The 26,533-nt window shown below is 38.6% G+C and carries 21 protein-coding genes; 13 read left to right on the plus strand and 8 right to left on the minus strand.

Translation table 11 applies throughout. The features are described 5' to 3' along the window. Window positions 1–18: 18 nt before the first annotated feature. Window positions 19–234, plus strand: coding sequence for a hypothetical protein (locus tag ACFSKV_RS01380; RefSeq protein ID WP_380799792.1), 216 nt, complete (start codon window positions 19–21; stop codon window positions 232–234). A 68-nt stretch (window positions 235–302) separates the two neighbouring features. After that, complete coding sequence (locus tag ACFSKV_RS01385) at window positions 303–935, plus strand: transcription elongation protein SprT (protein WP_380799793.1); 633 nt, start codon at window positions 303–305, stop codon at window positions 933–935. Here the strand turns inward: ACFSKV_RS01385 and scpB are convergent. The 3 genes from scpB to ACFSKV_RS01400 all read right to left on the minus strand — a co-directional run bounded on the left by scpB (window position 920) and on the right by ACFSKV_RS01400 (window position 5,559). Continuing rightward, complete coding sequence (scpB, locus tag ACFSKV_RS01390) at window positions 920–1,492, minus strand: SMC-Scp complex subunit ScpB (RefSeq protein ID WP_380799849.1); 573 nt, start codon at window positions 1,490–1,492, stop codon at window positions 920–922. The genes ACFSKV_RS01385 and scpB overlap by 16 nt on opposite strands. 1 nt (window position 1,493) lies before the next feature. Beyond that, the gene (locus tag ACFSKV_RS01395) at window positions 1,494–1,877 is read right to left on the minus strand and encodes a TraR/DksA family transcriptional regulator (RefSeq protein WP_380799794.1); all 384 of its coding nucleotides are present in this window, start codon (window positions 1,875–1,877) and stop codon (window positions 1,494–1,496) included. A 340-nt stretch (window positions 1,878–2,217) separates the two neighbouring features. Beyond that, complete coding sequence (locus ACFSKV_RS01400; protein ID WP_380799795.1) at window positions 2,218–5,559, minus strand: lamin tail domain-containing protein; 3,342 nt, start codon at window positions 5,557–5,559, stop codon at window positions 2,218–2,220. Window positions 5,560–5,746: 187 nt separating this feature from the next. On the opposite strand from ACFSKV_RS01400, the gene ACFSKV_RS01405 reads away from it, so the two are divergent. From ACFSKV_RS01405 to ACFSKV_RS01430, 6 genes are all read left to right on the plus strand, one after another. Next, entirely contained in the window at window positions 5,747–6,736 is a 990-nt protein-coding gene (locus tag ACFSKV_RS01405; protein ID WP_380799797.1) for an aspartate-semialdehyde dehydrogenase, read from the plus strand. A gap of 64 nt (window positions 6,737–6,800) precedes the next feature. Beyond that, entirely contained in the window at window positions 6,801–7,988 is a 1,188-nt protein-coding gene (locus ACFSKV_RS01410) for a class I SAM-dependent methyltransferase (protein WP_380799798.1), read from the plus strand. Between the two features lie 57 nt (window positions 7,989–8,045). Beyond that, entirely contained in the window at window positions 8,046–9,653 is a 1,608-nt protein-coding gene (locus ACFSKV_RS01415) for a M1 family metallopeptidase (protein ID WP_380799799.1), read from the plus strand. A gap of 83 nt (window positions 9,654–9,736) precedes the next feature. Continuing rightward, window positions 9,737–10,969 carry an MFS transporter gene (locus ACFSKV_RS01420; RefSeq protein WP_380799800.1) on the plus strand — a complete coding sequence of 411 codons (1,233 nt, stop codon included), beginning with the start codon at window positions 9,737–9,739 and terminating at the stop codon, window positions 10,967–10,969. Continuing rightward, window positions 10,966–12,480 carry an alpha,alpha-trehalase TreF gene (gene treF / locus ACFSKV_RS01425; RefSeq protein WP_380799801.1) on the plus strand — a complete coding sequence of 505 codons (1,515 nt, stop codon included), beginning with the start codon at window positions 10,966–10,968 and terminating at the stop codon, window positions 12,478–12,480. The genes ACFSKV_RS01420 and treF overlap by 4 nt, the downstream gene beginning before the upstream one ends. 64 nt (window positions 12,481–12,544) lie before the next feature. Further along, window positions 12,545–13,801, plus strand: a complete 1,257-nt coding sequence (locus tag ACFSKV_RS01430; RefSeq protein ID WP_380799802.1) for a purple acid phosphatase family protein — start codon at window positions 12,545–12,547, stop codon at window positions 13,799–13,801. Here ACFSKV_RS01430 and ACFSKV_RS01435 read toward each other — a convergent pair. Together ACFSKV_RS01435 and ACFSKV_RS01440 are read right to left on the minus strand one after the other, a co-directional pair. Next, window positions 13,798–15,282 carry a sodium:solute symporter family protein gene (locus ACFSKV_RS01435; protein WP_380799803.1) on the minus strand — a complete coding sequence of 495 codons (1,485 nt, stop codon included), beginning with the start codon at window positions 15,280–15,282 and terminating at the stop codon, window positions 13,798–13,800. The two genes, ACFSKV_RS01430 and ACFSKV_RS01435, sit on opposite strands and share 4 nt — an antisense overlap. 8 nt (window positions 15,283–15,290) lie before the next feature. Next, on the minus strand, window positions 15,291–16,229 hold the full coding sequence (locus ACFSKV_RS01440) for a dihydrodipicolinate synthase family protein (RefSeq protein ID WP_380799805.1): 939 nt from the start codon (window positions 16,227–16,229) through the stop codon (window positions 15,291–15,293). A gap of 418 nt (window positions 16,230–16,647) precedes the next feature. Here ACFSKV_RS01440 and ACFSKV_RS01445 point away from each other — a divergent pair, with 418 nt between their 5' ends. Then, window positions 16,648–17,781 carry an acyltransferase family protein gene (locus tag ACFSKV_RS01445; RefSeq protein WP_380799807.1) on the plus strand — a complete coding sequence of 378 codons (1,134 nt, stop codon included), beginning with the start codon at window positions 16,648–16,650 and terminating at the stop codon, window positions 17,779–17,781. Window positions 17,782–17,882: 101 nt separating this feature from the next. Here ACFSKV_RS01445 and ACFSKV_RS01450 read toward each other — a convergent pair whose 3' ends face one another. Then, complete coding sequence (locus ACFSKV_RS01450) at window positions 17,883–18,782, minus strand: App1 family protein (RefSeq protein ID WP_380799809.1); 900 nt, start codon at window positions 18,780–18,782, stop codon at window positions 17,883–17,885. Window positions 18,783–19,215: 433 nt separating this feature from the next. Between ACFSKV_RS01450 and ACFSKV_RS01455 the strand changes: the two genes are divergently transcribed. Then, window positions 19,216–20,166 (plus strand): sugar phosphate isomerase/epimerase family protein, encoded by a 951-nt coding sequence (locus ACFSKV_RS01455; protein WP_380799810.1) that lies wholly within the window; start codon window positions 19,216–19,218, stop codon window positions 20,164–20,166. A 23-nt stretch (window positions 20,167–20,189) separates the two neighbouring features. Here the strand turns inward: ACFSKV_RS01455 and ACFSKV_RS01460 are convergent, their stop codons facing one another. Further along, a complete protein-coding gene (locus ACFSKV_RS01460) occupies window positions 20,190–20,882 on the minus strand; it encodes a DUF5995 family protein (RefSeq protein ID WP_380799811.1) in 693 nt (230 codons plus the stop codon). Window positions 20,883–21,058: 176 nt separating this feature from the next. Here ACFSKV_RS01460 and rlmN point away from each other — a divergent pair, with 176 nt between their 5' ends. The 3 genes from rlmN to ACFSKV_RS01475 all read left to right on the plus strand — a co-directional run bounded on the left by rlmN (window position 21,059) and on the right by ACFSKV_RS01475 (window position 25,594). Beyond that, a complete protein-coding gene (gene rlmN, locus ACFSKV_RS01465) occupies window positions 21,059–22,120 on the plus strand; it encodes a dual-specificity RNA methyltransferase RlmN (RefSeq protein WP_380799813.1) in 1,062 nt (353 codons plus the stop codon). A 238-nt stretch (window positions 22,121–22,358) separates the two neighbouring features. After that, window positions 22,359–25,067: a TonB-dependent receptor plug domain-containing protein gene (locus ACFSKV_RS01470; RefSeq protein WP_380799814.1), complete on the plus strand. Its 2,709-nt coding sequence runs from the start codon at window positions 22,359–22,361 to the stop codon at window positions 25,065–25,067. A gap of 53 nt (window positions 25,068–25,120) precedes the next feature. Continuing rightward, window positions 25,121–25,594, plus strand: coding sequence for a hypothetical protein (locus ACFSKV_RS01475; protein WP_380799816.1), 474 nt, complete (start codon window positions 25,121–25,123; stop codon window positions 25,592–25,594). 2 nt (window positions 25,595–25,596) lie between these two features. On the opposite strand, the gene ACFSKV_RS01480 is transcribed toward ACFSKV_RS01475, so the two are convergent. Continuing rightward, window positions 25,597–26,529, minus strand: a complete 933-nt coding sequence (locus ACFSKV_RS01480) for a rhomboid family intramembrane serine protease (RefSeq protein ID WP_380799817.1) — start codon at window positions 26,527–26,529, stop codon at window positions 25,597–25,599. Between the last annotated feature and the right edge of the window lie 4 nt (window positions 26,530–26,533).

A 26,533-nucleotide genomic window follows, 5' to 3' on the forward strand; every position in this document is an offset into this window, starting at 1 on the left:
AAGAAACAAACCAAACACATGAAAAAGGTATTTGCATTATTCGCTGTTGCAGGAATGTTGTTCACTGCATCTTGCGGAAACAAAGAAGTGTCTGAAGAAGCTACTGAAGAAATCGAAGTAGTAATCGAAGAAACTGAAGAAGCTACTGAAGAGGTAATTGAAGAAGCTACTGAAGAAGTTGAAGGAGCTGTCGAAGAAGTTACTGAAGAAGTAAAAGAAGTTGTTGAAGGTTAATTCAAACTTCTAAAGAAAAAAAGTCCTGCCTTATGGTGGGACTTTTTTTTTGACTTATATTTCGGTTGATGAACCAAGACGAGAAATTTCTACTTGCTTTTAGAAAATACTTACCAGAAGAAGCTGTTGCTTATTGTTTCCAACTTTGGAAAGAGAAACCATTCAATTTTTTTATAACCAAAGGGAGGTTGACAAAACTTGGGGATTTCAGGTATAGAAGGGACAGAAAATTACAAACGATTTCTATTAACCATAACCTTAATCCTTTTCAGTTTCTGATTACTTATATCCATGAGGTCGCACACTATAGGGCATTTGAAGAACATGGTTTGAGTATAAAGCCCCATGGAGAAGAGTGGAAGAATACTTTTAGAAAGTTAATGATACCGGTAATGTCGGAGAAGGTATTTCCTAAAGATATTTTGGTGGCCTTGGTAAGACATTTTAAAAATCCCAAGGCAAGCACTGGGGCTGATTTATTTTTGAGCAAAGTTTTAAAGGCTTATGATAAAAATGTTTTAGATGAAAAATCTCTTTTAGTGGATTTACCCAAAGGTGAAATTTTTGAATTGCAGGGAAGGAAATTTCAAAAAGAGCATATCAGGAGAACCAGGATTCTTTGTGCAGAACTGGAGACTGGAAGAAAATATCTGATTTCAGCCCATGCAGAGGTCAAAAGGGTCCATCAATCGGAAAGCTGATCTTTTTCTTCGCCGATTTGGTTGATTTCCGGATTGAAATCTTTGGGAAGTGGCAAATCGCTCAAATGATTGATCCCAAAATATTCCATGAATTTTTCACTTGTTCCATAAAGCAAAGGTCTTCCGACATTCTCTGATTTCCCTTTGATGGTGATCAGTTCTTTTTCCAATAGTTTCTGGATGGAATAATCACAACTTACCCCTCTGATATGTTCAACCTCGGTTTTGGTCACAGGCTGTTTATAGGCAATTATGGAAAGTGTCTCGAGTTGGGCGGTAGAAAGCCGCTTTTGGGACTGCTGTTTAAGCAAAATGGATATACTGGCCTGATAAGCCGGTTTAGTCAAAAATTGATAACCACCTCCAATATGTTCCAAAGCAAATGAAAAATCATCCTGCTGGTATTTTTCCTGCAGCACTTTGATAGCTTCCAGGATATGATCCTGTGGAACTTCTGTTTCAAACATCTCCGTTAGGCATTTTTGGATTTCATCTGGGGCTAACGGAGATGGGGAACAGAAAATCAGGGCTTCTATATGTTTGTGTAAAAACTCCAATTTATTTTTTTGCAAGCTTGGCTTCAATGGAATGCATGGTATGGGGTACTGCTTTCAATCTTTCTTTAGCAATCAGTTTTCCGGTATCCACACAAACACCATAGGTTCCGTTTTTAATACGGATCAAAGCATTTTCAAGATTAATAATAAATTTTTGCTGCCTGGCAGCAAGCTGGCTCAGACTTTCCCTTTCCAAGGTGTCGGCGCCATCTTCTAAAAGTTTTGATGTTGATGCGGTAAAATCAGTGCCACTGTCATTTTTCTTACTCAAAGTTTCTTTCAAAGACGTGAGTTCTTCTTTGGCAACCGCAAGTTTCTGATGAATAATTTCCTCAAACTCCTTCAGCTCTTCAGGTGAGTAGGCCGTTTTTTCTTCTTGACTCATAGTGTTAACTTTTTAATGGTAAAATCTCCTCCAATCAAACAGACCGATTGAAAAGTCCCCTAAAATACACTTAGCATTTTAAATTCAAAAATAAAAAAACCGCCACTTGGGCGGTTTTTAATAGGAGGATAGGTTCTCTATCCTTTTTTGCAGCACTTTTTTGTCCATTATCAGCTTGTACTTGACGCTTAAGTATCTTTGTATAACTTCAAGAGTCTTCCCTTTTTCAATAAAATAGGTATTCAAAATTTTTGTAATCAGGTCAGACGCCATAAGTTTATTAAGGTTGATCAAAGACCTTCTTAAATTACTCATATTCTTTTAAAAGTCCTATTGGTAATTAAAAATATGTTCCAACAACTACAGTTTTTTTTATTTGATTGACATTTCCTTCTAGATCAAATAATTCTATCCAGATAATATAATGCCCGGGCCTTACTTTTCTCCCTTGCATATCTGTCCCATCCCAGAGGTAAAATCCCTCATTTCCCCAAATTGCATTCTGGCAGATCTCCCTGATAAGCGTACCGGTAACATTATAGATCCTCATACTGGCATTTTTTCCGGATTGCTCCATTTTATAACTGATGGTAACAAATGCAGACTGACCGGGCATGTCCGGGGCAAAGACTTTAGGATGGATATCAATCCCTATTTTTTCTTGCCCCTCAAATGCCTGAGAGTTCCTATATCCCGGAGTGGCAAAACCTTCCGATGCAGAGGCCGATTGCCAATTGTTAGGATCATCGATAGGGCTCCTGGGAGATATTCTTTCCAAGGAAACCCCTCTTCTTTCCCGTAAAAGGGGGTGATGCATTCTTTCAGAGTAGCTAAGTCTTTCTTCTAAACTTTCATCAGGGTTAAGAAAAATCACATTTCCACTGGATATGGGATAACTTGGTAAAGAAGAAAAAGTAAAAAATCTTGACTCTTTGGATTTGGGATATTCCTGTTTAAGTTTTTCCGAATCCGTTGTGAATACCAGAAAAGAATAGGGCTCCAAGATGAAATCCTCACTGAAAAGGGTTCTTCTATTGGCTATTTCACCATTTGAATTCAGATTGGCCAGTTTCCAATCTTTCAGGTTAATATATTTTTCAGTACGGTTATAAATTTCAACAAATTTGGGAGCATTGGTTCTTGGGTTAAAGAGGACTTCATTAATAATGAGATCGCCCTCTTTGGCAGGTAAGGGCATTACAAACCAGATTTCCTCCTGTTTGTCCAACATGTTTCCGCTGCAATCCCTTAAATTATTAATAGTAACAAAGTATTTTACACCTTCCTTTAGATCATCTGCAAACTCCAAGATGATGTCTGAAGGATTTTCATCAATATAGCTTTTCAGTAATGAGAGATTTGGCTTAAAACTCCAAGACACATTTTGGATATTTTGATTTAGAATTTTCGAGAAAGATAGTTTCACTTTGTTGCTTCCCACCATAATGGAATTTAAAAAACGGGGAGCGGTCAGGTCAGGGGTTAGTTCATAAACTGAATTCATTTTTCCAGGTGTACCCCTTTTTTCGTCCTGTGAAGTTTTGAGGTTAGTGGGTAAATAGCAGGTTAGGTAGGGGTTGGAAATTTCAAGGCTATATCCCCCTTGGGCAAAAGCACTTCCTCCATAGGATGCTGTACTGTACTCAAGGCTATCGATCACCATTCCCTTGGTATCTTTTAATTTTACCTGGTCCGAAGAATTCAGCAAGGTTGGCCAATTGGTCAGGCCGATCACTTCACCGTATTTTTCAAATTCATGCGCACTCGCTCTAGGAACTAATATTAGATAGGATTTTGGTTCCAGAACGGCAGAAGGCAGGGTTGTTTCCCTCCTTGAATTGGCCAATTGAAAGCCTCCCAGATATATAGGCCGTTCTCCGGTATTGTAAAGTTCCACATATTCAGCATTGGGAAGGCTGTTGCTGGCCCTAGGGGCAGCCATGACCTCATTGATGACAATTTCCTTGAATGCAATCTGTGGTAAAGCTTCAAACTGGAAATCAAATGAGTAATGCTCCAAAAAATTTCCATATAGGTCTACAGCTTTTTCAATTCGAAGCGAATAGGTTTTTTCTGACTCAAAAGCAAAAGGCCAAGTAAGTATTAATTGGCTATCATTAGTCTGAAATAGAAGATCAGAGGGATGTATGCCATCGATTGAATAAATGGAGGTTATTGAAGCATAAACCCGATCCAGGGATTCAGAGAAAACTAGAAGGGTTTTGTTTTCTTCTACAGGAAGTACATTTACCAATTCCGGAGGGGTCCTATCCCATACAAATTCCCTTTTTGAGGCATGGACAGGAAATCCTCTTTTGCTCAACATTGAAGGTATTTGTATACTATATACTGGTCCTTCCTCAAATAATTCATTGCTTTTTAATACAATTTGAGTGGGTTGGGGAAATTGGATTTCGAATTGGATTGAAGGAGCATCCTCTATGGAAAAAGATTCAGGTGTGATAGAGGAAGGATCTAATTCAATTTTATGGAAAATCATCAGTTCATCTTGATTTGTTAAGTAATGATTTTCTATAAAATCCCTGTAAAAAAATGATTTTATCAAGGTGGCCTCTGTAAACTCACCTTTAGCATTCTGAATGTTATTAGCTTCCAGGACCAGAACACTTCCCAATTGAAAATCTTCCTCGAAATCCAACTGAACTTGAAATTTATTTTCCATTATATCAATGGATATGGGCTGTTTGCCGTTAACCAGAAAATGGGATGTCTGGCTTATAGATGATTCCAGAAATGGCTGACTGAAGCTGACCAAAATGGTTTTTGAGGAAATCAAAATTAACTCCCCTAAGCCAATATGGGAATTTTCGATTTCCACTTTTAATTCCGGGGTGACCTGGCCAGCTTTATCTTTTAAATTTTCTAGGGTAAAAAGTATGTTGGATTCCTCAAATGCCTGTTCTGAGAAGATATAAAGAGAGGTATCCGTAGGATGCTTTACCAGTATGTTGCTTATGTCGGATATGTTGACCTGGGAAGGATTTGCTTCTTCTATTTCCTTATCAAACACCAATTCAAGAGAAAAAGGGCTTAAAATTTGGGCTTTTTTTATTTTTATAGGATCAACGATCTCCTTGCCATCATAGATTCCGAATTCATCCATAAAAAACCTAGCTGAAGAACCTGTTCCTGGTCCATATTTCACCTCTATTTTTATAAATAGTTCCTCCAGATCCCTGAAGTCCTCCGGAATGGCTATTTCAAATAAACGATATTCCAGATTTTGGTTGGGGAAAGTGCTTTCATTGCCTACAGGAACCTGATGGGAAAATGTCTCATAACCTGATTGGGAAAACCAAATTTCAACCACTGCAGGCCGGTTGCCCGACCCATTTTGTCGACTTTTTGCGAAAAAAGCGATTTTTGGGTCTGCATAATTGGCAGGGTTAAGTTTGGTAAAAATCTCCCCGGTGAAGGAACTAATGGGTTGTACTCCCAAAGCCCTGGATCCGAATCTTCCCTCACCATTGGCCTGAAAAACCCTTGCCGCGGTGTTTCGCACTTCATTGGCAGACCACTCAGGTAAAAATGCTTCAGGATGGTTGACGATTGTAAAATTGCTTTCAAAATCCTGAAATTGTCCATAAACAGTGTTTCGGTTAAAAAAACAACCTAGTAAGGAAAAAGCAATTGAAACCCTTACCAAAAATCTAGGCTTCATGGCTGAAAAATAAAAAAACGCAGATTATTTGTCCAATTATAATCGGTTAAGGTTGAAAAATTGAAAACCCGGCATAAAAACAGGCTTCTACTTGAAAAATAAGTAATTAAATAAGGTAATTATATCTTTTTTGAAAATTCTTCATTTACCTTTGCGGTCTATTTGTAAAAAACAATTTGTAACAAAAATGAAACTAGCCGTTGTAGGAGCTACCGGATTGGTAGGCTCAGAAATCCTCGAGGTGCTGGATGAGCACCAATTTCCATTTGATGAATTACTTCTTGTGGCCAGTGAAAAGTCTGCCGGTAAAAAGATGACTTTTAAGGGTAAGGAATATACCATCATGGGATTGAAACAGGCAGTTTCTGAGAAGCCTGATATCGCTATATTTTCTGCTGGTGGAGGCACTTCCCTGGAATGGGCACCTCAATTCGCTGAGGTGGGAACAATTGTCATTGACAATTCATCAGCCTGGAGAATGGATCCTACAAAAAAATTGGTGGTACCTGAAATCAATGCAAAAGACCTTAGAATAGATGACAGGATTATCGCTAATCCAAACTGTTCAACCATTCAGATGGTATTGGCACTGAACCCATTGAGATTAAAGTATGGAATCAAAAGAATCGTTGTATCTACTTACCAGTCAGTTACCGGAACAGGTAAAGCAGCGGTTGACCAAATGATGGCTGAAAGAGCAGGGAAAACTGCAGATATGGTTTATCCACATAAAATTGATTTGAACGTATTGCCTCATATTGATGTCTTCCAGCCAAATGGCTATACCAAGGAAGAGATGAAGATGATCAATGAGACCAAGAAGATCTTTAACGATAACAGCATTCAGGTAACTGCTACTACGGTAAGGATCCCAACAATGGGAGGACATTCCGAGTCAGTAAATGTCGAATTCCAAAAGGATTTTGACCTGGATGAGGTTAGGGAGATTTTGTCCAAAACCCCGGGAGTAATTGTTCAGGATGATCCAGCCAATAATGTGTATCCTATGCCATTAACTGCACATAAGAAAGATGAAGTATTTGTGGGGAGGCTAAGAAGGGATGAGTCCCAGCCTAACACCTTGAATATGTGGATCGTAGCAGATAATCTTAGAAAGGGAGCTGCAACAAATGCTGTTCAGATAGCTGAATATTTAGTAGAGCACAGCATGGCTTAAGTTTAAACCGATACCATTCATACGATGAAGCAACATCATCGTATGAATTTTCATAAAATTAAAATTGAAAATTGCCAAGGTTTATACGGATGAGATCAGGGAATTTGTCCAGGAATATCTGGATTCAGATCCGTTTAAACTTTTTTTGGCGCTAAAAGGTAAAGCCAATGTGGATCTGAAAATGGCTGTAGACCAGATTCAGTCCAGACAAAAAGCAAGGAAAAAACTTCCCAATTGGTCCCATAATTTTTCACTTTTTTTTCCTGAAGGGATATCAGTGGAACAGGCATCTTCTGAAGAAACAGCACAGTTTAAAATAGACTTAGTACATGGACATTCCATGATTGACCTGACGGGTGGATTTGGAGTGGACACTTATTTTCTTTCCAGGAATTTCAAGAAAGTCACCTATTGCGAAAGGGATGGGGATTTGGTTGATATTTTCCGCTACAATATGGAGGTCTTGGGAGAGGAGAAATTTGAAACTTTTTATGGAGATAGTTTGCAAATCCTTTCCGATTCTGATCGGACTTTTGATCTGATTTTTGTGGATCCTGCCAGAAGGGGAGACCGTAACCAAAAGTTGTACAGACTTTCAGATTGTGAACCGGATTTGGTATCAAATTGGGAGTTGTTGAAAGGAAAAGGGGATAGTATTTTGGTCAAAACTTCCCCCATGTTGGATTTGAAACAGGCAATTCTTGAGATTCCTGACATCCAGAATATTTGGGTAATTTCAGTCAAAAATGAAGTAAAGGAAGTGTTGTTGTTTTGGGAAAAAAATAAAAAGATCAAAACAAGGATGATCCATTGTGTGGATCTTTCCCCCACAGGTAAGCAGGAATTTAATTTTTCTTTTGAACAAGAAGAGCTTGCTGTCAATAAATATTCCGAGGTAAAGTCCTATATCATAGAACCGCTTGCAGTAATTTTGAAGGCAGGGGCTTTTAAGACTTTTGGTCAAAATTTCGGGTTGGATAAACTGCATCCCAATAGTCATCTTTACACATCGGATACCGTTCATACCGATATCCCAGGTCGTATTTTTGAAGTAATACGAGAATTCAACCAACCCAAAAAGGAATTGAAGGAAAGCTTTCCTTCCGGGAAAGTAAATGTTATTGCCAGGAATTTTACTTTATCTGCAGATGAAATAAAAAGCAAGTTCAGATTGAAGGATGGGGGAGATGATTTTTTAATTGCCACAAAGGTAGGAGATAGGTATAGAGTTTTTTATTGTAAGCGAATCTGATCTGATTCAAAATATTGATTATCTTGGGTCAGCAGCTCATTCTGAATCGGAAAAAATATGAAATTAAATCTGCTAAAGTATTCAGTTAGTAAATTTACACTGATCCTTTTCCTTTTTACAGGATTTACAAATGCCCAAATTCAGAAGAATTGGACCTGGGGTGGACCCATAGATCCCTTGCAGAGCAAATTCCAGGTGATGCATTATCAATTGGAATTAGAGATATTCCCTGAAGAGCAGGAGATTTTGGGGAAAAACAGAATCACTTTTCAGTCTCAGGAAAAATTGGATACCATTCGGCTTAATTTGATTGAAGAATTTAAGGTGAATAAAGTGCTGATGGAAGGGAAAGAGGTTGGTTTTTCACATCAAGGAGACATTTTGGATATTTTTCCAAATGATTGTACCTGCCAGGATGTTGAGATTTACTATGGAGGTAAAACACCGATTGCAATCCGCCCCCCTTGGTCCGGAGGCTTTACTTGGGAGTTGGATGACCTTGGGAATCATTGGATGGGGCTTTCTTCACAAAATGAGGGTGGCAAAATATTCATGCCCTGCCTTGACCATCCGTCGAGCGAACCTGTGAACGGCGTCGATCTTATTTTTACAGTTCCTAAACCCTATTTTGTGGCATCCAATGGGCGCTTGGTAGATACCAAAGAATCCAATGAGAAATTCACTTATCATTGGACCACCCAGTATTCAATCAACAATTATAATGTCAATTTCACTCTTGGGGTATTCCATGAGGAATCTACTCTGTTTCAAGGTCTTGAAGGGGAAAAGATCCCAATGAGGGTCTATGTATTGCAGCAAAACAGGGACAAGGCTAAAAATTTATTGGAGGTCCTGAATACTTCTGCTCAGACCCAAGAAAAATTCTTTGGACCCTATCCTTTTCCGGATGATAAGATAGCGGTTGTTGAAACTCCTTATCTTGGAATGGAACATCAGACCATCAATGCATATGGCAATAATTTCCAGTTTGAAAGAATCGGTAATGTATGGTATGATTGGTTGCTGCATCATGAACTGGGGCATGAATGGTTTGGAAATAAAGTGTCTGTGAAAGACTGGGCAGATTTTTGGATCCATGAAGGGTTGACTGCTTATGGTGATTGGCTTTTTTATTTAGAACATGGAGGGGAGGAAGAATACCATAAGAAGGTGGCTTCGGTAAAAGCGGGGATCAGAAATTTAAGGCCTGTTGTTTCTCCACGAAATGCTACCTCAGATTTTGCTTATCATCCGGAAATTTACACTAAAGGGGCATTTATTATCCATTCCTTAAGATATTTCACTGGAGATGACCTGTTTTTTCCCATGTTAAAGGCATTTACATCCGATGAAAGATTTACCTATGAGAACCTGATTGAAACCTCGGATTTCATTGAATTTACTGTACATTATTCAGGAAAGGAAGATTTGCAGGGTTTTTTTGATCTATACCTAAAGACCGTCAGGCTTCCAAAAGTCAAAATAAGAGGCAAGGGTAATAAGGGGTATCTGGTTAGTTTAGACAATATCAATTTCAGTATGCCTGTGGAAATCCAGACTTCCAATGGTAATGAGAGGCATCTTCTTTCAAGTAAACCGACACTGGTCAAAAGTTCAGTACCGATAGTAGTAGACCCCAATGGCTGGTACCTATTGGAAAAGTAATTTGGTATTTTTTTAAGCGATTGGTAGTTTATTTTTATTTAATTGTCCAAATTAGATATTAACCAAAAATAATAAACCACAACATGACTTCAAGAGCTTTGATTAGGCTTTCACTGATAGTTAACTATATGGTTTTTGCCGTTTTGTTAAATTCAGTTGGGGCAGTTATTCTCCAAGTACAAAGGACCTTTGATGTAAGTAAAGCAGAGGCTTCCGTACTGGAAGGATTCAAAGATTTACCTATTGCCATTTTCTCTTTTATCGTAGCATCTTTGCTTCCAAAAATTGGTTTGAAAAAAGGTATGATGACGGTTTTGTTTTTGGTGGCCGTCATTTGCTTCCTGATGCCCGTTACAGCGAATGAATTTTGGTATTTTAAAATGCTTTTTGCTGCAGTTGGGATTTCATTTGCTGTCATTAAAGTTTCTGTTTTTGCCATGATCGGTCTGGTAACATCAAATGCAAAGGAACATAGCAGCTTAATGAGTACCATTGAAGGCTTTTTTATGGTAGGGGTGCTTTTGGGTAATATATTCTTCAGTCTCTTTGTTAACGATGCAGATCCTACCTCTAGAGAATGGCTGAATATTTATTGGTATTTGGGGGCCATGACCCTATCCGCAGCACTTTTGCTGTTTTTTGCCAAAATCAATGAATCTGAATCCAAAAGAGAGGAAACAAAGCCTTGGGAGGAGTTCATGGAAATGCTGAAATTGGTCATCAAACCTTTGGTCTTGGTTTTTGCGGCCTCAGCTTTCCTTTTTGTTTTGATAGAGCAAAGTTTCATGACATGGACTCCGACATTTTATCAGGATGTCCTTAGGGTGCCGGCAAGTATGGGCATTCAGGCCGGAGCAGTTCTGGCGGGTGCTTTAGCGGTTGGCCGGCTTTTGGCAGGAATAGTCTTGAAAAAGGTCCATTGGTTGACTTTTACTTTGGTATGCACCATTTTAGTAGGCATTTGTGTATTGTTGACCTTGCCGCTGACCTCTGATTTACCGGAAGCTTTGGAAACAATCACTTGGTTTAATGCCCCATTTGTGGTTTATCTATTCCCTATTTTGGGGGTTTTTCTTGCCCCTATCTATCCTACCATCAATTCCGTAGTGTTAAGCGCACTGCCAAAATATATGCAAAGTTCCATGTCAGGCCTCATCGTTGTTTTTTCAGCTTTGGGGGGTACCACAGGTTCCATAATAACCGGACATATTTTTGAAGCATACGGCGGCACCAACGCATTTTATTTCTCTTTGTTGCCCATTACCTTGTTATGTTTAGTTTTGATTTTATTGAATAGACAAGTCAGATCGAGATGAGTTTCCATAGATATACTCCCCCGGAAGAATTGTATTGGGAATTGTTTGATGCCGTTCAGATGAGCGGTATTTTCAAGGATTCCAAAACCTTCGTTGACTGTATCCCTTTAAGACCTGCGAAAGACATCCTATTGGACTTTTTCGAAAAGGCTAAAATGAAGGATTTTGACTTATTGGAATTTGTGAAATCCAATTTTATCCTTCCCGATGAACCGAAGGAAATTGAAATTCCTAAAAATCTTAACCTTGAAGAGAGACTTCATTATCAATGGGACCTATTGAAGAGAGAGCCGGATGAAGATAAAATAGATTCAAGCCTGTTGGCATTGCCCCATTCCTATATAGTACCAGGAGGTAGATTTAGAGAAATTTATTATTGGGACAGTTATTTCACTATGTTGGGTTTGAAAGAATCCGGAAGAATTGACCTCATTGATTCTATGGTTGCCAATTTTGCCCATTTGGTCAATACAGTCGGACATATACCAAACGGTAACCGCACTTATTTTTTATCCAGGTCTCAGCCACCTTTTTTTGCTAAAATGGTTGAATTACTGGCCGAAGTAAAAAAGGATGAGAGCCTACTTGAAAAATATCTTCCTGAAATGTTGATGGAATATTTGTTTTGGGTGGAAGGGGATACAGAACTTCACTTGCCTGGGAAAAGATATAAGAGGGTTGTGAGATTGGATGAGGATGCCTTTATGAACAGATATTTTGATGATGAAGATACCCCAAGGCCAGAATCATTTCAGGAGGATATAAGTTTGTCTGAAGAAAGTAGAAGATATCCGGAAAAGATTTTCAGGAATTTAAGGGCAGCCTGTGAATCAGGATGGGATTTTAGTTCCCGTTGGCTTTATGATCCTTTGGACCTAAAAACGATTCAAACAGTTGCCATCATTCCTGTTGACTTAAATGTGTTGTTATCTGAGACTGAAAGAGTTCTCATATATGCTAACAGGCTGGCTGGCAATGAAAACATTGCCAATAATATTGAAAGGAACAGAAAAAACAGGATCGAAGGTATCAACCGGTATTTTTGGGATGAGGAAAGAGGGATTTTTCTGGATTACCATATAAAGTTTAAGGAACATGTAAATAGGCCCTCATTGGCCATGCTTTTCCCGCTTTGGGCAGGAATTGCTTCCAAAGAACAGGCAGAAAGGGTAATCGATTTTACGGTGAAAAATTTCCTGAAGCCTGGAGGTTTGGTAACCACCAATATCCAATCCGGGCAGCAATGGGATGCTCCAAATGGTTGGGCACCACTTCAATGGATAGGTTTTGAAGCATTTTGGAATTATGGAAGAAGGGATTTGGCATTGGAATTAGCAACGAGGTGGACCAATCTGAATGAAAAGGTATTTTCACAGACTGGGAAAATGATGGAAAAATACAATGTGGAGGATCTAAGCTTGGAGGCAGGCGGAGGAGAATATCCTGTTCAGGATGGTTTTGGATGGACAAATGGGGTATATTTAGCCATGAAAAAGAGGATGGAAAACTGATGAAAACAATCCTTTTTCATTAGTAAAATGGAAATGTAATCCTTTGCCTTTAAATATTGAAAAAATGAAATTTAGGTATTATCTATTAGCCATTGGGCTTGGTATTGGGATATTCATCGCTGCCAACATTTATTCCAATTTACTCTTTGCACAAAATCCACCCTATACTTTTTACCTGACTTGGGAGGATGATCCTACCAGTACCATTACCATAGATTGGCATTCCAATGAAATGGAGTTTGAGACCCTGAAGTTTAGGAAAAAAGGAACCGAAGCTTGGAAAGAGTTTGAAAGTACGGTTTTGCCTTTTCCCTTTTCGGAAAGACTGGTGCATCGTGTAGGCATACAGGGCCTGGAGGCTGAGACTGCTTACGAAATTAAATTCAGCGGTTTGGACAGTATCTATTATTTCAGAACCTTGCCTGCGACCTTGGACAAATCTTCCTTAAAAATAGCCATTGGAGGGGATTCCATGCATCGTAAGGAATGGTTGGAAGCAACCAACAGAATTGCAGCCAACTATGAACCGGATTTCGTCATTATAGGAGGAGATATGGCCTATGAAAATGGATTAGCAGAAAATATTCAGAGGATTTATGACTGGTTTGATGCTTACTCCAAAACAATGGTTACTTCAGACAACAGGATACTACCATGTATTGTAGCCATTGGAAATCATGAAGTGGTCGGGGGATATTATAATATGCATGAAGGGTATGAACAGACCGATGCTTACCGTTACAGGTTGGCCCCATATTTCTACAGTTTGTTTGCCTTTCCCGGACAACCTGGATATAATGTATTGGATATTGGGGATTACCTGAGTTTGATCATTCTGGATACTGAACATTCCAATCCTGTATTGGGGGAACAAACACGGTGGTTGGAAAAGACTTTGGCCGACCGAAAGGGTGTACTTCATAAAATCCCCATCTACCACGTACCCGCTTATCCTTCTGTAAGGGATTATGAAGGATTTACACAAACCTTGGTAAGGGAAAGTTGGCCTCCCATATTTGAATCAAACGGCGTAAGAATTGCCTTTGAAAACCATGACCATGCCTACAAAAGAACCTTTCCACTAAAAAATATGCAGATTGATCAATCCGGGATTATCTATGTTGGAGATGGGGCGTGGGGTGTTGAGCCCAGGGATATTCATAATGTAGTAGATACCTGGTATTTGAAAAAGGCCGTTAAAACCAGGGCATTCACTATCCTGACACTAGAGGGTAGGGAATTCAGTTTGATTTCATTGGATGGAGAGGGTAATGTCATTGATGCTTTTCCTGAAAGTCCTTTGCTGATGAAAAAGGATTAAGGTTTTTTAAAAGGTTTAATTAAATGTCCTACAAAAAAGCCAACAAAGAAAATAGCTGTCGTCCCAAGGACAATGGCTAAGTTTTTATGGATTGTTAAAGAAAGGAATCCAAGACTTTGGAAAAAATCACTTAGGCTGATCCATCCGATAACGATAAGACCTAAAATGACGCCCAATACAGGGGGTAAATTGCTTTTTATTTTGGTGAGGATACCAAGGAGGAATAATCCCAAAATCCCCCCACTGAAAATGGATGCCAAAGCCCACCAGGCATCCAGAGCACTTAATACCCCATTAAATGCCAATGCCACGCCTATACTGGCAAGTCCCATGGCAAAGGAAGCAGTCCTGAGGATGGATATTTCTGATTGCTGGGGAAGTGATGAAGAAAGATATTTTTTAAAGTGATCTTCTAAAATAACCGTTGCCGAGCTATTGATACTGGTAGACAAAGTACTCATACCGGCTGCAAAAATGGAAGCAACCAGTAATCCTGTCAACCCAACAGGTAATGAAGAAACGATAAAATAGGGGAAAATTTTGTCTGCCTGATCTAGTCCTGAAAGTTCTATGGGCAATAGCTGGGTATTTATTTGATAATAGACATATAATGCGGTTCCGATCATGAAAAACAGAAGGGATACAGGGACATATAGCAAGCTTCCCAACCAGGTTGATAATTTGGCCTCTTTCTCTGATCTTGCTCCAATATACCTTTGGATATAGCTTTGGTCAACTCCGAAGTTCTGAAGGTTGATGAACAGACCATAAATCAAAACCAACCAAAACGTGCTTTCACTCCAATTTAAGGAAAAACTACCAAGTGAAAGTTTATGATCATTTTTTGCAATTTCCAAGACTTGATCTATTCCTCCTGGTATCCTCAGAATGATGAGGAATAAGCATCCAATAGCCCCTGAAATCAAGATTATACCCTGAATGGCATCAGTCCAAACCACTGCCTCAATCCCTCCCATCATGGCATAAATCATTACCAGCAGTCCTGTGAGAACGATAATTGTTGGAATGTTCCAGCCCAATAAAGCTTCCATGGGCAATGCCAACAGGTATAAAATGGCTCCCATTCTTGCCAATTGGGTCAATAAGTAGCATATGGAAGCATATATCCTTACCCAGGGGCCAAAACGATTTTCAAAATAAGTGTAGGCTGATGGACTTTGTAATTTTCTGTACAAGGGCACAAAAAAATTCACAGCAATTAATGCTGCAAAAGGTATTGATAAACTAAAAACAAAGGAATTCCAATTGGACTGATAGGCATTTCCCGGTAGGGCTAAAAAACTGATGCTACTTACATAGGTTGCAAAAATGGACATACCTAAAGCCCAGGCAGGTAAGCGGCCTCCTCCTGTGATATAATCCTTCCCTGTTCTGTTTTTAAAATAAAAAGAAACTCCAAAACCCACAATCCCTGCCATGTATACAAAAAAAATTGCAAGGTCAATGAGGGATAGCTCCATAATGGGTTTTAAAATTTCAGTTTTTTGATTTTTGAATGAATGGTATCAAGATGTTGGTAAATGTATTCTTTGGATTTATCGTCAATTCCAATCATGGGAGATGCTAGATGCGGCTCACAAATACCAAGATGGTAAAGACTTTCTTTAACCCCACTGAAATAGGCTGAATTTTTGGGACTTGCGGCATAGATTTTTTGGGAAATTTCCATAATGATCTCCTGAAATTTCTCTATTTGGCCCCAGTCCTTGTTCTTGGAGGCCTCAAACATGCTGACATATAATTCAGGGAAGATGTTAGCCCCACCGGATATGCCACCATCAGCCCCTGTAAGGATTGATTGGGCAAGCATTTCCTCAGGCCCTACAAAAATGGAAAAGTCTTGCCTTTTCTTCTTGATTTGCAAAAGTTTTTGAAGGTAAACTCCATTACCCGAACTATCCTTAATTCCTATTATATTGGGATGCCTGGAAAGTTTTTCAGCAGTTTCCGGCTCAAGATTCAACTTAGTCATCCTTGGAAAATTGTAAATAAAAACCGGTAATGGGCTTTCATCAGCAAGTTTGACATAATAGTGCTCCAACTCTTCTTGATCCAAATAAAAATAATAAGGAGTCAAAGCCACTACTGCATCGGCTCCATTTTCCTTTGCAATTTGAGCCAATTTCACACTCACATCTAGACATGTATGGCTTATTCCAACCAAAATTTTCACTTCTCCTTTCGCTTCTTTGCATGAGAGTTCGATCATTTCCTTTGTCAGAGCCGGTTTAAGGCTGGAGGCCTCCCCTGTGGTGCCAAGTATAAAAATTCCATGGACTCCACCATGTATAAGATGTCGGATAAGTCTTTCTGTCCCCTTTTTATCCAATTCCCCATTGGAATGCAAAGGGGTAACCATAGGTACAATTATCCCTTTGTAGTTGTTATCAGTTTCTTTTTGATCCATTGTTATTGGTCACGATTAATTTTGGAACGGTTTTCAATTTAGAAAATATTATCAATGGAAAACTGAAAATATTCCTCAAATTTATTCTGATTCAATTTTTCGACTGAACGAATTTGATTTTACTTTTGGAATTGGCTGGTTTGGTATTGAAGATTGATTATTTTTAAAATGCCAAGACCATTAAAAATGCGTGGAAAATTCTTTCAGTTTATTAGCCAACCCTATCCTTATTATTTTAAAGGGAGGAATATTTGGTATTTAGCCATAATCCTCTTTTTGATGAGCTTTATTTTCAATTACCTTTTTGAACCCTTTGTGGTGTACACACCGGAGCATAAAATGGACTACTTTTGCATTTCATCACAAATGCTTGATGCCCGTCACACAGAAGTTTTTTGCATCTCAAATCAATTTAGCTTTGGAAAAAATCAAAGGAACTATGAGAAGGTATGATTTGGATTGGCTTAGGGTTATCGTATTCGGATTATTGATCTTGTATCATGTGGGGATGTTTTTTGTGCCTTGGGGATGGCATATCAAAAATGATATCATTTATCCTGACTTGCGTTGGCCCATGCTTTTTGTCAATCAATGGAGATTGCCTATTCTATTTGTAATTTCCGGGATGGGGACTTATTATGCCCTTTCAAAAAGAACTGGCGGGCAATTTGCAACCGAACGGGTCAAGCGTTTATTTCTTCCCTTGGTCGTGGGCATAATACTGGTTGTTCCTCCACAGGTTTATTTTGAGAGGATTGACAAGGGACAGTTTTTTGGTGGTTACTTTGAATTTTGGCCATCACATGCATTTATTGGGGTATATCCGGAGGGAAATTTTTCATGGCATCACCTTTGGTTTTTACCTTATCTGTTGGTTTTTTCCCTGATCTTGATTCCTGGTTTTCTTTATCTGAGAAAAAATCCGGGTTCCGGGTTTATCAGGCTTGCAAGTATGATGGCCTCCAAACCCTTTGGATTGTTTTGGTTGGTGATTCCTTTATATATCTGGGAATCTTTGGTAGAGCCTTTTTTCCCTTCCACTCATGCTTTGTGGGGAGATTGGTTCAATGTGATCAATTATATCACATTTTTCTTCTATGGTTTCCTCCTGATTACGGTCAAAGATGTTTTTTGGAAAACTGTGGAAACCAATCGTAGAAAATACCTTTTTCTGGGATTGCTGGGATTCAGTGGGATGGTGGGACTTAGATTGGCCTATGAGGATTCAACATTGATCCATTTTATTGAGGCCCTTTTGAAAGTTGTCAACCTTTGGGCATGGATTCTGGCCCTTTTTGGATATGCTGCCGCTTACTTCAATCGATCCAGTAAAGCCTTGACATATGCCAATGAAGCGGTTTATCCATTTTATATCCTTCATCAGACAATTACCATTACAATAGGGTTTTATTTGATGCATTTGGATTGGGGGTTTTGGCCAAAATTTCTTGTAATGGTTTTAGGAACCTTTGGTATTGCCTGGTTGATTTATGAATTTCTGATCAGGCGGTGGAATTGGGTCAGGCCATTGTTTGGCATGAAAAATAGATGATAGTTTTAAGTGATGAGGTAAGTAACAACTATCCCATTCTAGTAGAAAATCAAGTTAGCCCTATTCTCAAAAGTAATTCTAAATTACCAAGGGGAATACCCTTAATTCAAGGCTTCGTCTTTTTGCTTGGATTCCTGGATTTCAATCAGGTCTGATGGTAAGATCCAGCCCATTGAAAGCGCATGTCTGCCTGCTTCCAAGGTGTCTTTGACCAGCAACATATCTACGCCCAGATGATTCATTTCCAGTTGGATCTCTTTCATAGCAGTTTTTCTTTTGGGAGATACATCTCTTATATAGACCATTTTTACCCTTCCCGGAAAATCCTTGATCACCTTTAAATAGATCTCGGGGTCATGCTGTCCGGAATCTCCTATCAGGATGAACTGTAGGTTTTTTTCGATTTGAAAAATTTTCTCAACTTGTTTGAGTTTATGTTTCCAATGACTTCCTGCAATGAATTGTTCCTTTGATAAACCCAGGTCCCGCAACATGAGAGGTCCTTTTGGGATTTGATGAACATCTAAAAATTCCATTAAAAAATCATAGAGGTTCCAAGGAGAACTTGAAACATAGAAAAAAGGATTACTGTCTATCCCGTCAGATCCCTTTGCCAATGCTTGGTAATAGGAGGAAACTCCGGGAAAGGGAAGTCTGCTGTGTGCATTTCCAAGAAATGTAGTCTTGATCATTTCAAATAATCTGGTAGCACCTGTTGGAACAATGGTGTCATCAATATCTGAAATTATCCCATAATCCACTTTTCCAATAGGAATGAAGATTTTATTGGTTGCGGTTACTGGATTGGGAACTTTTCCAATTTGATCCAATAAATCCAATTGAACCTCATTCCAGGATTTTTTTATTTCAAAACCGTTATTGGATTTCAAATGAACGGTAAAATATCCTTCTTCATCCGAAACTACAATTTGGTTATATCCTTGAAATGATACCTTTATCCTTACACTTGGAATTTCCCAAGACATAAATCGTTTGTACATTTTTACAAAATTTTTCCACTTGCTATCATCGGGCTTGGAGAAACCTAATTTCCTGTCTTTTAGAACTCTCCCTAAAAAGTAAATTTCATTTTGGTTACCAAAACCTTTGTAGGGTAGAATTACCAAAGAATTTATCAATCCTGACTTAACTCCCAGCCATAATTTTGCATTGGAAAATTTCCTTTTGAAGAAGTAAATGAAGGGGAGGACTTTTTTTAAGGAGTGCACAAATTTTATAGTTTTGATTGTTTTAAGTAAAAATAAGGAATTCATTCTATCTTAAAGAGCTCCATGGAATGAAGGACCCCCATGTTATTTTAAGATTCCGGATTATTAACAAAAACCATCTTCACCATTCTTCATAATTCATACCTTTTGTTTTGATTCAAAAAAACCTTTGGGTAAATTTTAATTCTTAATCAGCACATAAAAGATGAATCAGCGCAGAGACTTCATAAAGAAATCAGGATTGGCAATTGCAGCATTGGGATTAGGCTTTCCTTCCAAAGGTTTTCCTAGTACTTCTAAGGAAAAATTATTTAAAATTTCTTTGGCGGAATGGTCTGTAAACCGATTGATATTTTCAGGTAAACTCGATCATTTGGATTTTCCTTTGGTTACAAAGCAGCATGGTATCAATGCGGTGGAATATGTCAATCAGTTTTTTATGGATAAGGCCACTGACAAAAATTACCTAAGGGAAATGAATACTAGATGTGAGAATGAGGGCATTACCCAGGTTTTAATTATGTGTGATAGGGAAGGAATACTTGGAGCAAAATCGGCTTCAGACAGGCTTCAAACGGTAGAAAATCATAAAAAGTGGGTGGAGGCGGCCAAATTCTTAGGTTGTCATTCTATCAGAATCAATGCATATACTGAAGTTCCTTGGTCAGCAGATCCGCAGATGGCTGCAGAAGCGATGAAACTTTGTGCTGATGGTATGCGAAAATTATGTGAATTTTCGGATGATTATGGGATTCATGTTATTATCGAAAACCACGGTGGTTATTCCAGTGATGCCAAATGGTTGGTTGGAATGTTGGAACTTACGGGACATTCAAGGGCCGGAAGTTTACCTGATTTTGGAAATTTTCGGATCCATAATGAAGAAGGTAAAATCATATCCTATGATTCTTACAGAGGTGTGGATGAGTTGATGCATTTGGCAAAAGGTGTGAGTTTAAAGCCTACAACATTTGATGATTTTGGTAACCAGGCAGCTTTGGATTATGAGCGCATGATGAAAATAGTACTTTCCCATGGTTACCACGGATATGTAGGAATCGAACATGGAGAGAGAGATAGAGAATGGGAAAGCATCATTGAAATAAGGGACAAATTGATTGCTTTAGAAAGTCAACTGACAAAAGAAATGCACTAAGTTTCCATCAAACTTTAGTTTATTTAAAAAAGATTGATCAATTGTTCACCTCTTTTGAGGACTTGGTATTCCTGTCTTTGTCTGATTTCTTCCCGCAATTCAGGATTTTTAGCCTCCAGAAGAAGTTGGGAAATTTTCCATACATCACTTCTCCATGAGATTATCATTTTTGAAAGTAGCCATTCATCCATTCTACCCATCAATTTGTCTAAAACAGCCAAGGTTGGAGCTATTGGTTTGATAATGCTGTCCTGAACATCATCAATAGAGCTGGAAATTATCTTGTTGACCAGATCATGATCATTTTTCCTCAATTCAATATGCTCTTTTTGTAAATATGGCCATTCATCTTCCAAACAATCGTATAGTGCTAAGGGGAGGTCATAGTTGATATGGGCATTGATTCCCAAGAGCAGGTTTTGAAGTACATGGGTATCAGAATTTTTGGCAGCATCATGGGCTTGTTTCCAGACAGAAGGTACATTAGGGTGGTTTGATTGATAGAGGTCTAGGGCATCGAAATAATAATCCGAGAACCGAACAAGCAAAATAGACACCCAATCTGGATCTGAAAAAAGCTTTTTCTGAATTGAAAAATACATGTTACTGCTCATTAATGTGTAGCACTGAAGAAAGACATGTCTTTGGTCTCCCGCATTTTCCCAGTCTGAAAACTCTTTGGTCATTTTTTTCAGAAGGTTGTTGATATGTTCCATGGTTTTAAAAATACTTTTTTCTGATTAAATGTCTGAAAATAAATTGATTCTGTGTCTAAATAATGGTATCACTGGTAAAAAGGATTGTTATCATTAAATTGAACCCAATGTTCATCCTTGTTTGTTACTTCTTAAGAATCAGCCAAATTCCATAATCTATTTCTTACCTTTGTATCATGGAAAACACCATAAAAAAGGATATCAGAAAATTCACTTTAGAACAACTTGAAGATTTTTTCATTGCTCAGGGGGATAAAAAATTCAGGGCAAAGCAAGTATATGATTGGCTCTGGAATAAGTCATTGAAAAACTTTGATGATATGAGCAACATCTCCAAAGAGACCAGGGAGATGTTGAAGGCAAATTTTGAGATCAATCATATCCATGTAGACCTGATGCAGCATTCGGTGGATGGTACCATCAAAAATGCTGTCAAGCTATTTGATGATAAGATTGTAGAGTCGGTATTGATACCCACTTCCAAACGGATTACTGCCTGTGTTTCTTCCCAGGTTGGTTGCAGTCTGGACTGTAATTTTTGTGCTACTGCCCGTCTGAAAAGGATGCGTAATCTGAATCCAGATGAAATATATGACCAAGTGGTAGCTATCAAAGAGGAAGCAGAGACTTATTTTAAACGCCCTTTGACAAATATTGTCTTTATGGGCATGGGTGAACCTTTATTGAATTACAACAATGTGATCGATGCCATAGATAAAATTACTTCTCCGGAAGGATTGGGGATGGCTCCGAGAAGAATAACATTATCCACAGTTGGAATCCCAAAGATGATCAAAAAAATGGCAGACGATGGTGTCAAATTCAATTTGGCCATTTCTTTGCATTCGGCCATTAATGAAACCCGTAGTCGTTTGATGCCTATCAATCAGGTAAATCCCTTGGAAGACCTTTCAGATGCACTGAAGTATTGGTACCAAAAGACCAAAAGAAAAGTCACTTATGAATATGTGATCTGGGAGGGAGTGAATGATGATGAAAAGCATGCCAAAGCCCTGGCAAAATTCTGTAAGATCATTCCTTCCAAAGTGAATATTATTCAATACAACCCTATCGATGAAGGTGAGTTCAGGCAAGCTTCCCAAGAGGCGGTGGATATGTATGTCAGAATCCTTGAAAATGAAGGGATTGTTGCCAAAGTCCGAAAATCCCGTGGTCAGGATATTGATGCTGCTTGCGGCCAACTGGCCAATAAGAATGAAGTGGTCCAACTTGTGTAAACTATCAAAATAAGCTAATATTTTCTCTATATAATTTTATTAACCATATTTTTTGTGGGATTTATATTTTTTTATAATAGTCAAAGATATAAAGTAATAATTAGTTATATTTGAGGCATTTTCAAATTTTACAAAACTTTAGAAGGAATAAATTTGAGTTTTGGTTAAACAAAAGTTTAGTTTTCAGCGTAAAATTTGGGTTGCCTTTTATATGATTAAACCAACTAATTATTTAATAATGAAAAGAACTCCTTATTTAATGTCATTTTTGCTTGTCCCTTTTATTTTTATTTTCACTTCATTTCAAAAACCTGGCGGTATTTCAGATTTAACTGAAAAAATACTCAGTTACATGGAATATTATGTAGAAGATGTACCGGAAGAGAAGGTTTTTGTCCATATGGATAAAAACCTGTATGCCGCGGGTGACAATGTATGGTTTTCGGTTTTTTTAACTGCAGGTAGTCCTGATGTCCCTTCTCCCCTGAGTAAAGTGGTTTATGTGGACCTTTTGGACAATGAGGGAACACTCCTTCAACAAAAGACAGTACAGATTCAAGAGGGCCATGGGTATGGGGATTTTAAATTGGATTTTTACATGAGGGAGGGAATTTATCATATTCATGCTTACTCCCATTGGTTGAGGGGCTTTGGAAGAGAGGCTGTTTTCCGTTTCAGTATTGAAATATTGGAGCCCTATAACCTAAAGTTTCAGCCTTCTGTGGAATTCCAAATGGCGGAAGCAGGAAATATGGTGAAATACCAAGCGATGGTTAAAGCTTTGAATCGTTCATTACAACCTTTAAAAGGGGAAACCATCATCTATGAAGTGCTCAACAGGAATAGGGTTTTAAAAAGCGGTTCATTTCAGCTAGATGATGAGGGGGCATATAATTTGGATTTTAGTTTACTTCTATCGGATCTGCAACAAGTAACCGCCATTGAGTTGACTCAAAAGGAAAATGAAGAATATAGTATTTCTAGGAAATTCCTCCTTCCTTTTCCTGCTTCCATGATGGACATTCAGTTTTTGCCTGAAGGAGGGGATTTGGTATCGGGATTCAACAATAAGGTAGCCATTAGGGCGGTATACCCTGATGGTACACCGATTATACTTTCAGGTTCGGTCAATGTGGACGGACAGGAAGTGGTTTTTAATACGAATGAGTCTGGGTTAGGCTCTTTTTCTTTTACTCCACAGAATGGGAAGTTATATCGTGCCAATATTCAAATTGGGGAAAGCAAATTGGAGATACCGCTTCCCCAGGTCAAGTCCACAGGTGTCAATTTGGCGGTTGATAATTCTAAAGAAAACCTTTTGAATGTGCTTATTCAAGCCAACGCCTTCAATGAAATTTCACCTTCAGGAGAAGGGCTTTTAGTGATACATGCCAGAGGAAGGATAGGCCACATGCAGGTGATTAACCTTGCCAATGGTGTCACTGGGGCGAGGATCAATAAGAATCAGTTGGCACCGGGTATCAACCAGGTAACAGTTTTTGAACCTGAAGGGACTCCATTGGCCGAACGCTTGGTTTTTATTCCCCAAGAAAAAGATCTGAAATTAAAATTAAAAATTGATGAGGTAAATACCCGGGCCAGAGGGAAGAACAAATGGAAGTTGGAAATTGAAGGGGAAGGGTTTGAAGGAGGCAACTATTCAGTTTCGGTGACGGATGCCAATGAGGTTCCTTATTCCCTTACTTCCAATATCATTTCATACCTAAAAATTGAATCGGAGTTAAAAGGGAGAATTCACCAACCCAAACAATTCTTCAGTGATAAAAGAGATGATGAAGGTATTGAATTGATCATGTTGACACATGGATGGAGAAGGTTCAATTGGGAGAGTGTATTGGAGGGGAAAATAGAAAATAAGAATTTCATTGAGCAGGGAATAAACATAACGGGTACAGTTTCGCCTAAATCCGAAGGAAAAAGAGGTTTGACAGGGGGAATAATAAATGTTTTTTCCAAAGGAAAGCAGGAAGATTTCATTGCTGTTGAATTTGGGGAAAATGGCAAATTCATCATCGATGATCTTGATTTTCAGGATACCACATTATTGACCATTTCGGCCAATGACAGAAGACATAAGGAGCTCGTCAATTTGGAGCTGGATCCCCCCTTGTCCAAATATGAGCAATGGGAAGGATTTAATCCTGAGATTAATGCTTTTGAGATTTCACCAGTGCTTAGGGAGTATTTAAAAAATGTGGAGAAAAGGAAAGCTGCAACAGCTTCATATGGAGAGATGGAAGTGGTAGAAATTGATGAATTTGTGGTACAATCCGAAAAATTTGATCCAACCCAAGAGGAAATTACCAGGATTTATGGAAAAGGAGATGCCTCATTGAGACCGGAGGATATAGGTGGTTTTGAGGGATATGTGGATATTTGGCAATTGTTGCAGGGAAGGTTTGCAGGCGTGAGAATAATTCCAAGTCCAATGGGCGGTGCCCCAACCATTCAGATCCGGGGTGTGGGTTCAATTGAAGCCGGTGGTGCTCCTTTGGTATTATTGGACAATTCACCTATCGATCCTTCATTTGCAGGCTCAATAAGTCCTAGGGAATTGGCATCTGTAGAAGTTTTTAAAGATGCTGCAACTCTTGCTGTTTTTGGGACCCAGGGAGCAAATGGTGCAATAGCTTTGTATACAAAAAGATTTGCAGGAATTGGGGAAATGGGAGATGGGGTATTCAATCTGAGATTTCCAGGGTATTCTATTGCAAGGCAATTTTATATGCCAAGGTATGACAATGAAAGCAATCCTGCTCCAGATTATAGATCCACTTTATTTTGGAACCCAAAAATCATATGGAATGGTAACCAGGCAGATATTGAGTTTTTTAACAATGATGTTGTTCAAAAATATAAAGTAGTAGTCCAAGGGATAGATAAATCCGGAAGACTTTCTTACCTGGAACAGGAAATTAACCCATAAATTCAAAAAGCCCAATTTTTTGGGGCTTTTTGAATTTTATTTATCTTCAACCTATGAAAAAGTATATCATCTGTTTTTTAGCATTTTTAGCATTTTCTAATTCTCAGGCCCAAGAGAAAGGAGATGTAAGGTATCAATTTGGTGGGGATTATAAATTATCTATTGATTATTTTGGAGCGCATGCCGGGATTGAATATCTGTTTATAGATAAGTTTTCCCTTGCTCCTAATTTCACCTTTTGGTTTCCTCCAGTGGGAAGATCCTCTAACCTGAACATGGACCTCAGGTATTACCTGACCAGTGGCTCTTCCCAATTATATGTCATGGGAGGATATAGTAATTTTTGGATCAATACCCAGCCGGGAATGGCAGGGGAGACCGTAAGCAGGCCAGGTGGAAATTTTGGTATAGGGGCAAATCTTAGGATTTCAGGAAATTGGGGAATAAATACTGAATTCAAGGTTCAAAGCCAAAATACAAGGCAACCTGTTTTGCGGATAGGATTGGTTTTTGGACTAGGGAACTAAGTTTACTTTTTACTGAATTCGAAAAGTTTTCTTTTTTCCTCTTTGGTCAATCCATCATATCCCTTTTCAGCAATCTTATCAAGAATTTGATCAATTTCTTCCTGGGACGGAGAGCTCCCTGTTGAACTTGTTGGTTTAGTACTGCTTCCTCCAGTTGAAAATCCCTCTGCTGAAGTATAGGTCTTCTTCCTCCGGTATGAAACCCTTACGGAAGGTCTTTTTGTAAAAAGCCTCTCGAAAAATTGGCCAATTACCTGTACAGGTCTGCCCCAATCATTACCTTTTTTAAGTTGCATAATATAAAAATATCCCAAAGCCGCTCCACCTAAATGGGCAAGTTCCCCACCGGCATTACTGCCTGCGGAATTAACAAAGGCAATAATTACATAGAAGATGGCTATATATTTTATTTTGACCGGACCTAATAATATTAAATGGAATGTAGTATTGGGAGCAAGCGTCGCCGCGCCGACCACTACAGCATAAACGCCAGCGCTAGCTCCTAGCATCTTCGCAACCGGGAGAACATCTGAAAAATAGGGAGAAATATTATACATCAATACATAGAGTAAAGCACCTGCAATGCCTCCTAGAATATAAAGATTGGTCAATTTCCTACTGCCTAAATATTCATGGACCAGCAATCCAAACCAGTACAAAAAGAGAAGATTGAACAGGATATGGAAAATTCCTTCATGGAAAAACATATAGGTCATAACTGACCAAGGTTGTACCAAGTAGCTGGAAATATCTGCCGGCATCATCAGGTAGGACCTGAAAGCTTCATAAATTTTTCCAGCTCCGGAAAACGTGAAGATGACCCGCAACACCACCATGGCAAAAAACACAATAATATTGATCGCCAATATTTTGTAAAGGCTATTATTGTTTTGCCTGAAAGCGTTTCTCAAGTTGTCCCAGAATCCTCCGTACATGTTT

This window comes from Shivajiella indica (assembly GCF_042683085.1).
Taxonomy (GTDB): domain Bacteria; phylum Bacteroidota; class Bacteroidia; order Cytophagales; family Cyclobacteriaceae; genus Shivajiella; species Shivajiella indica.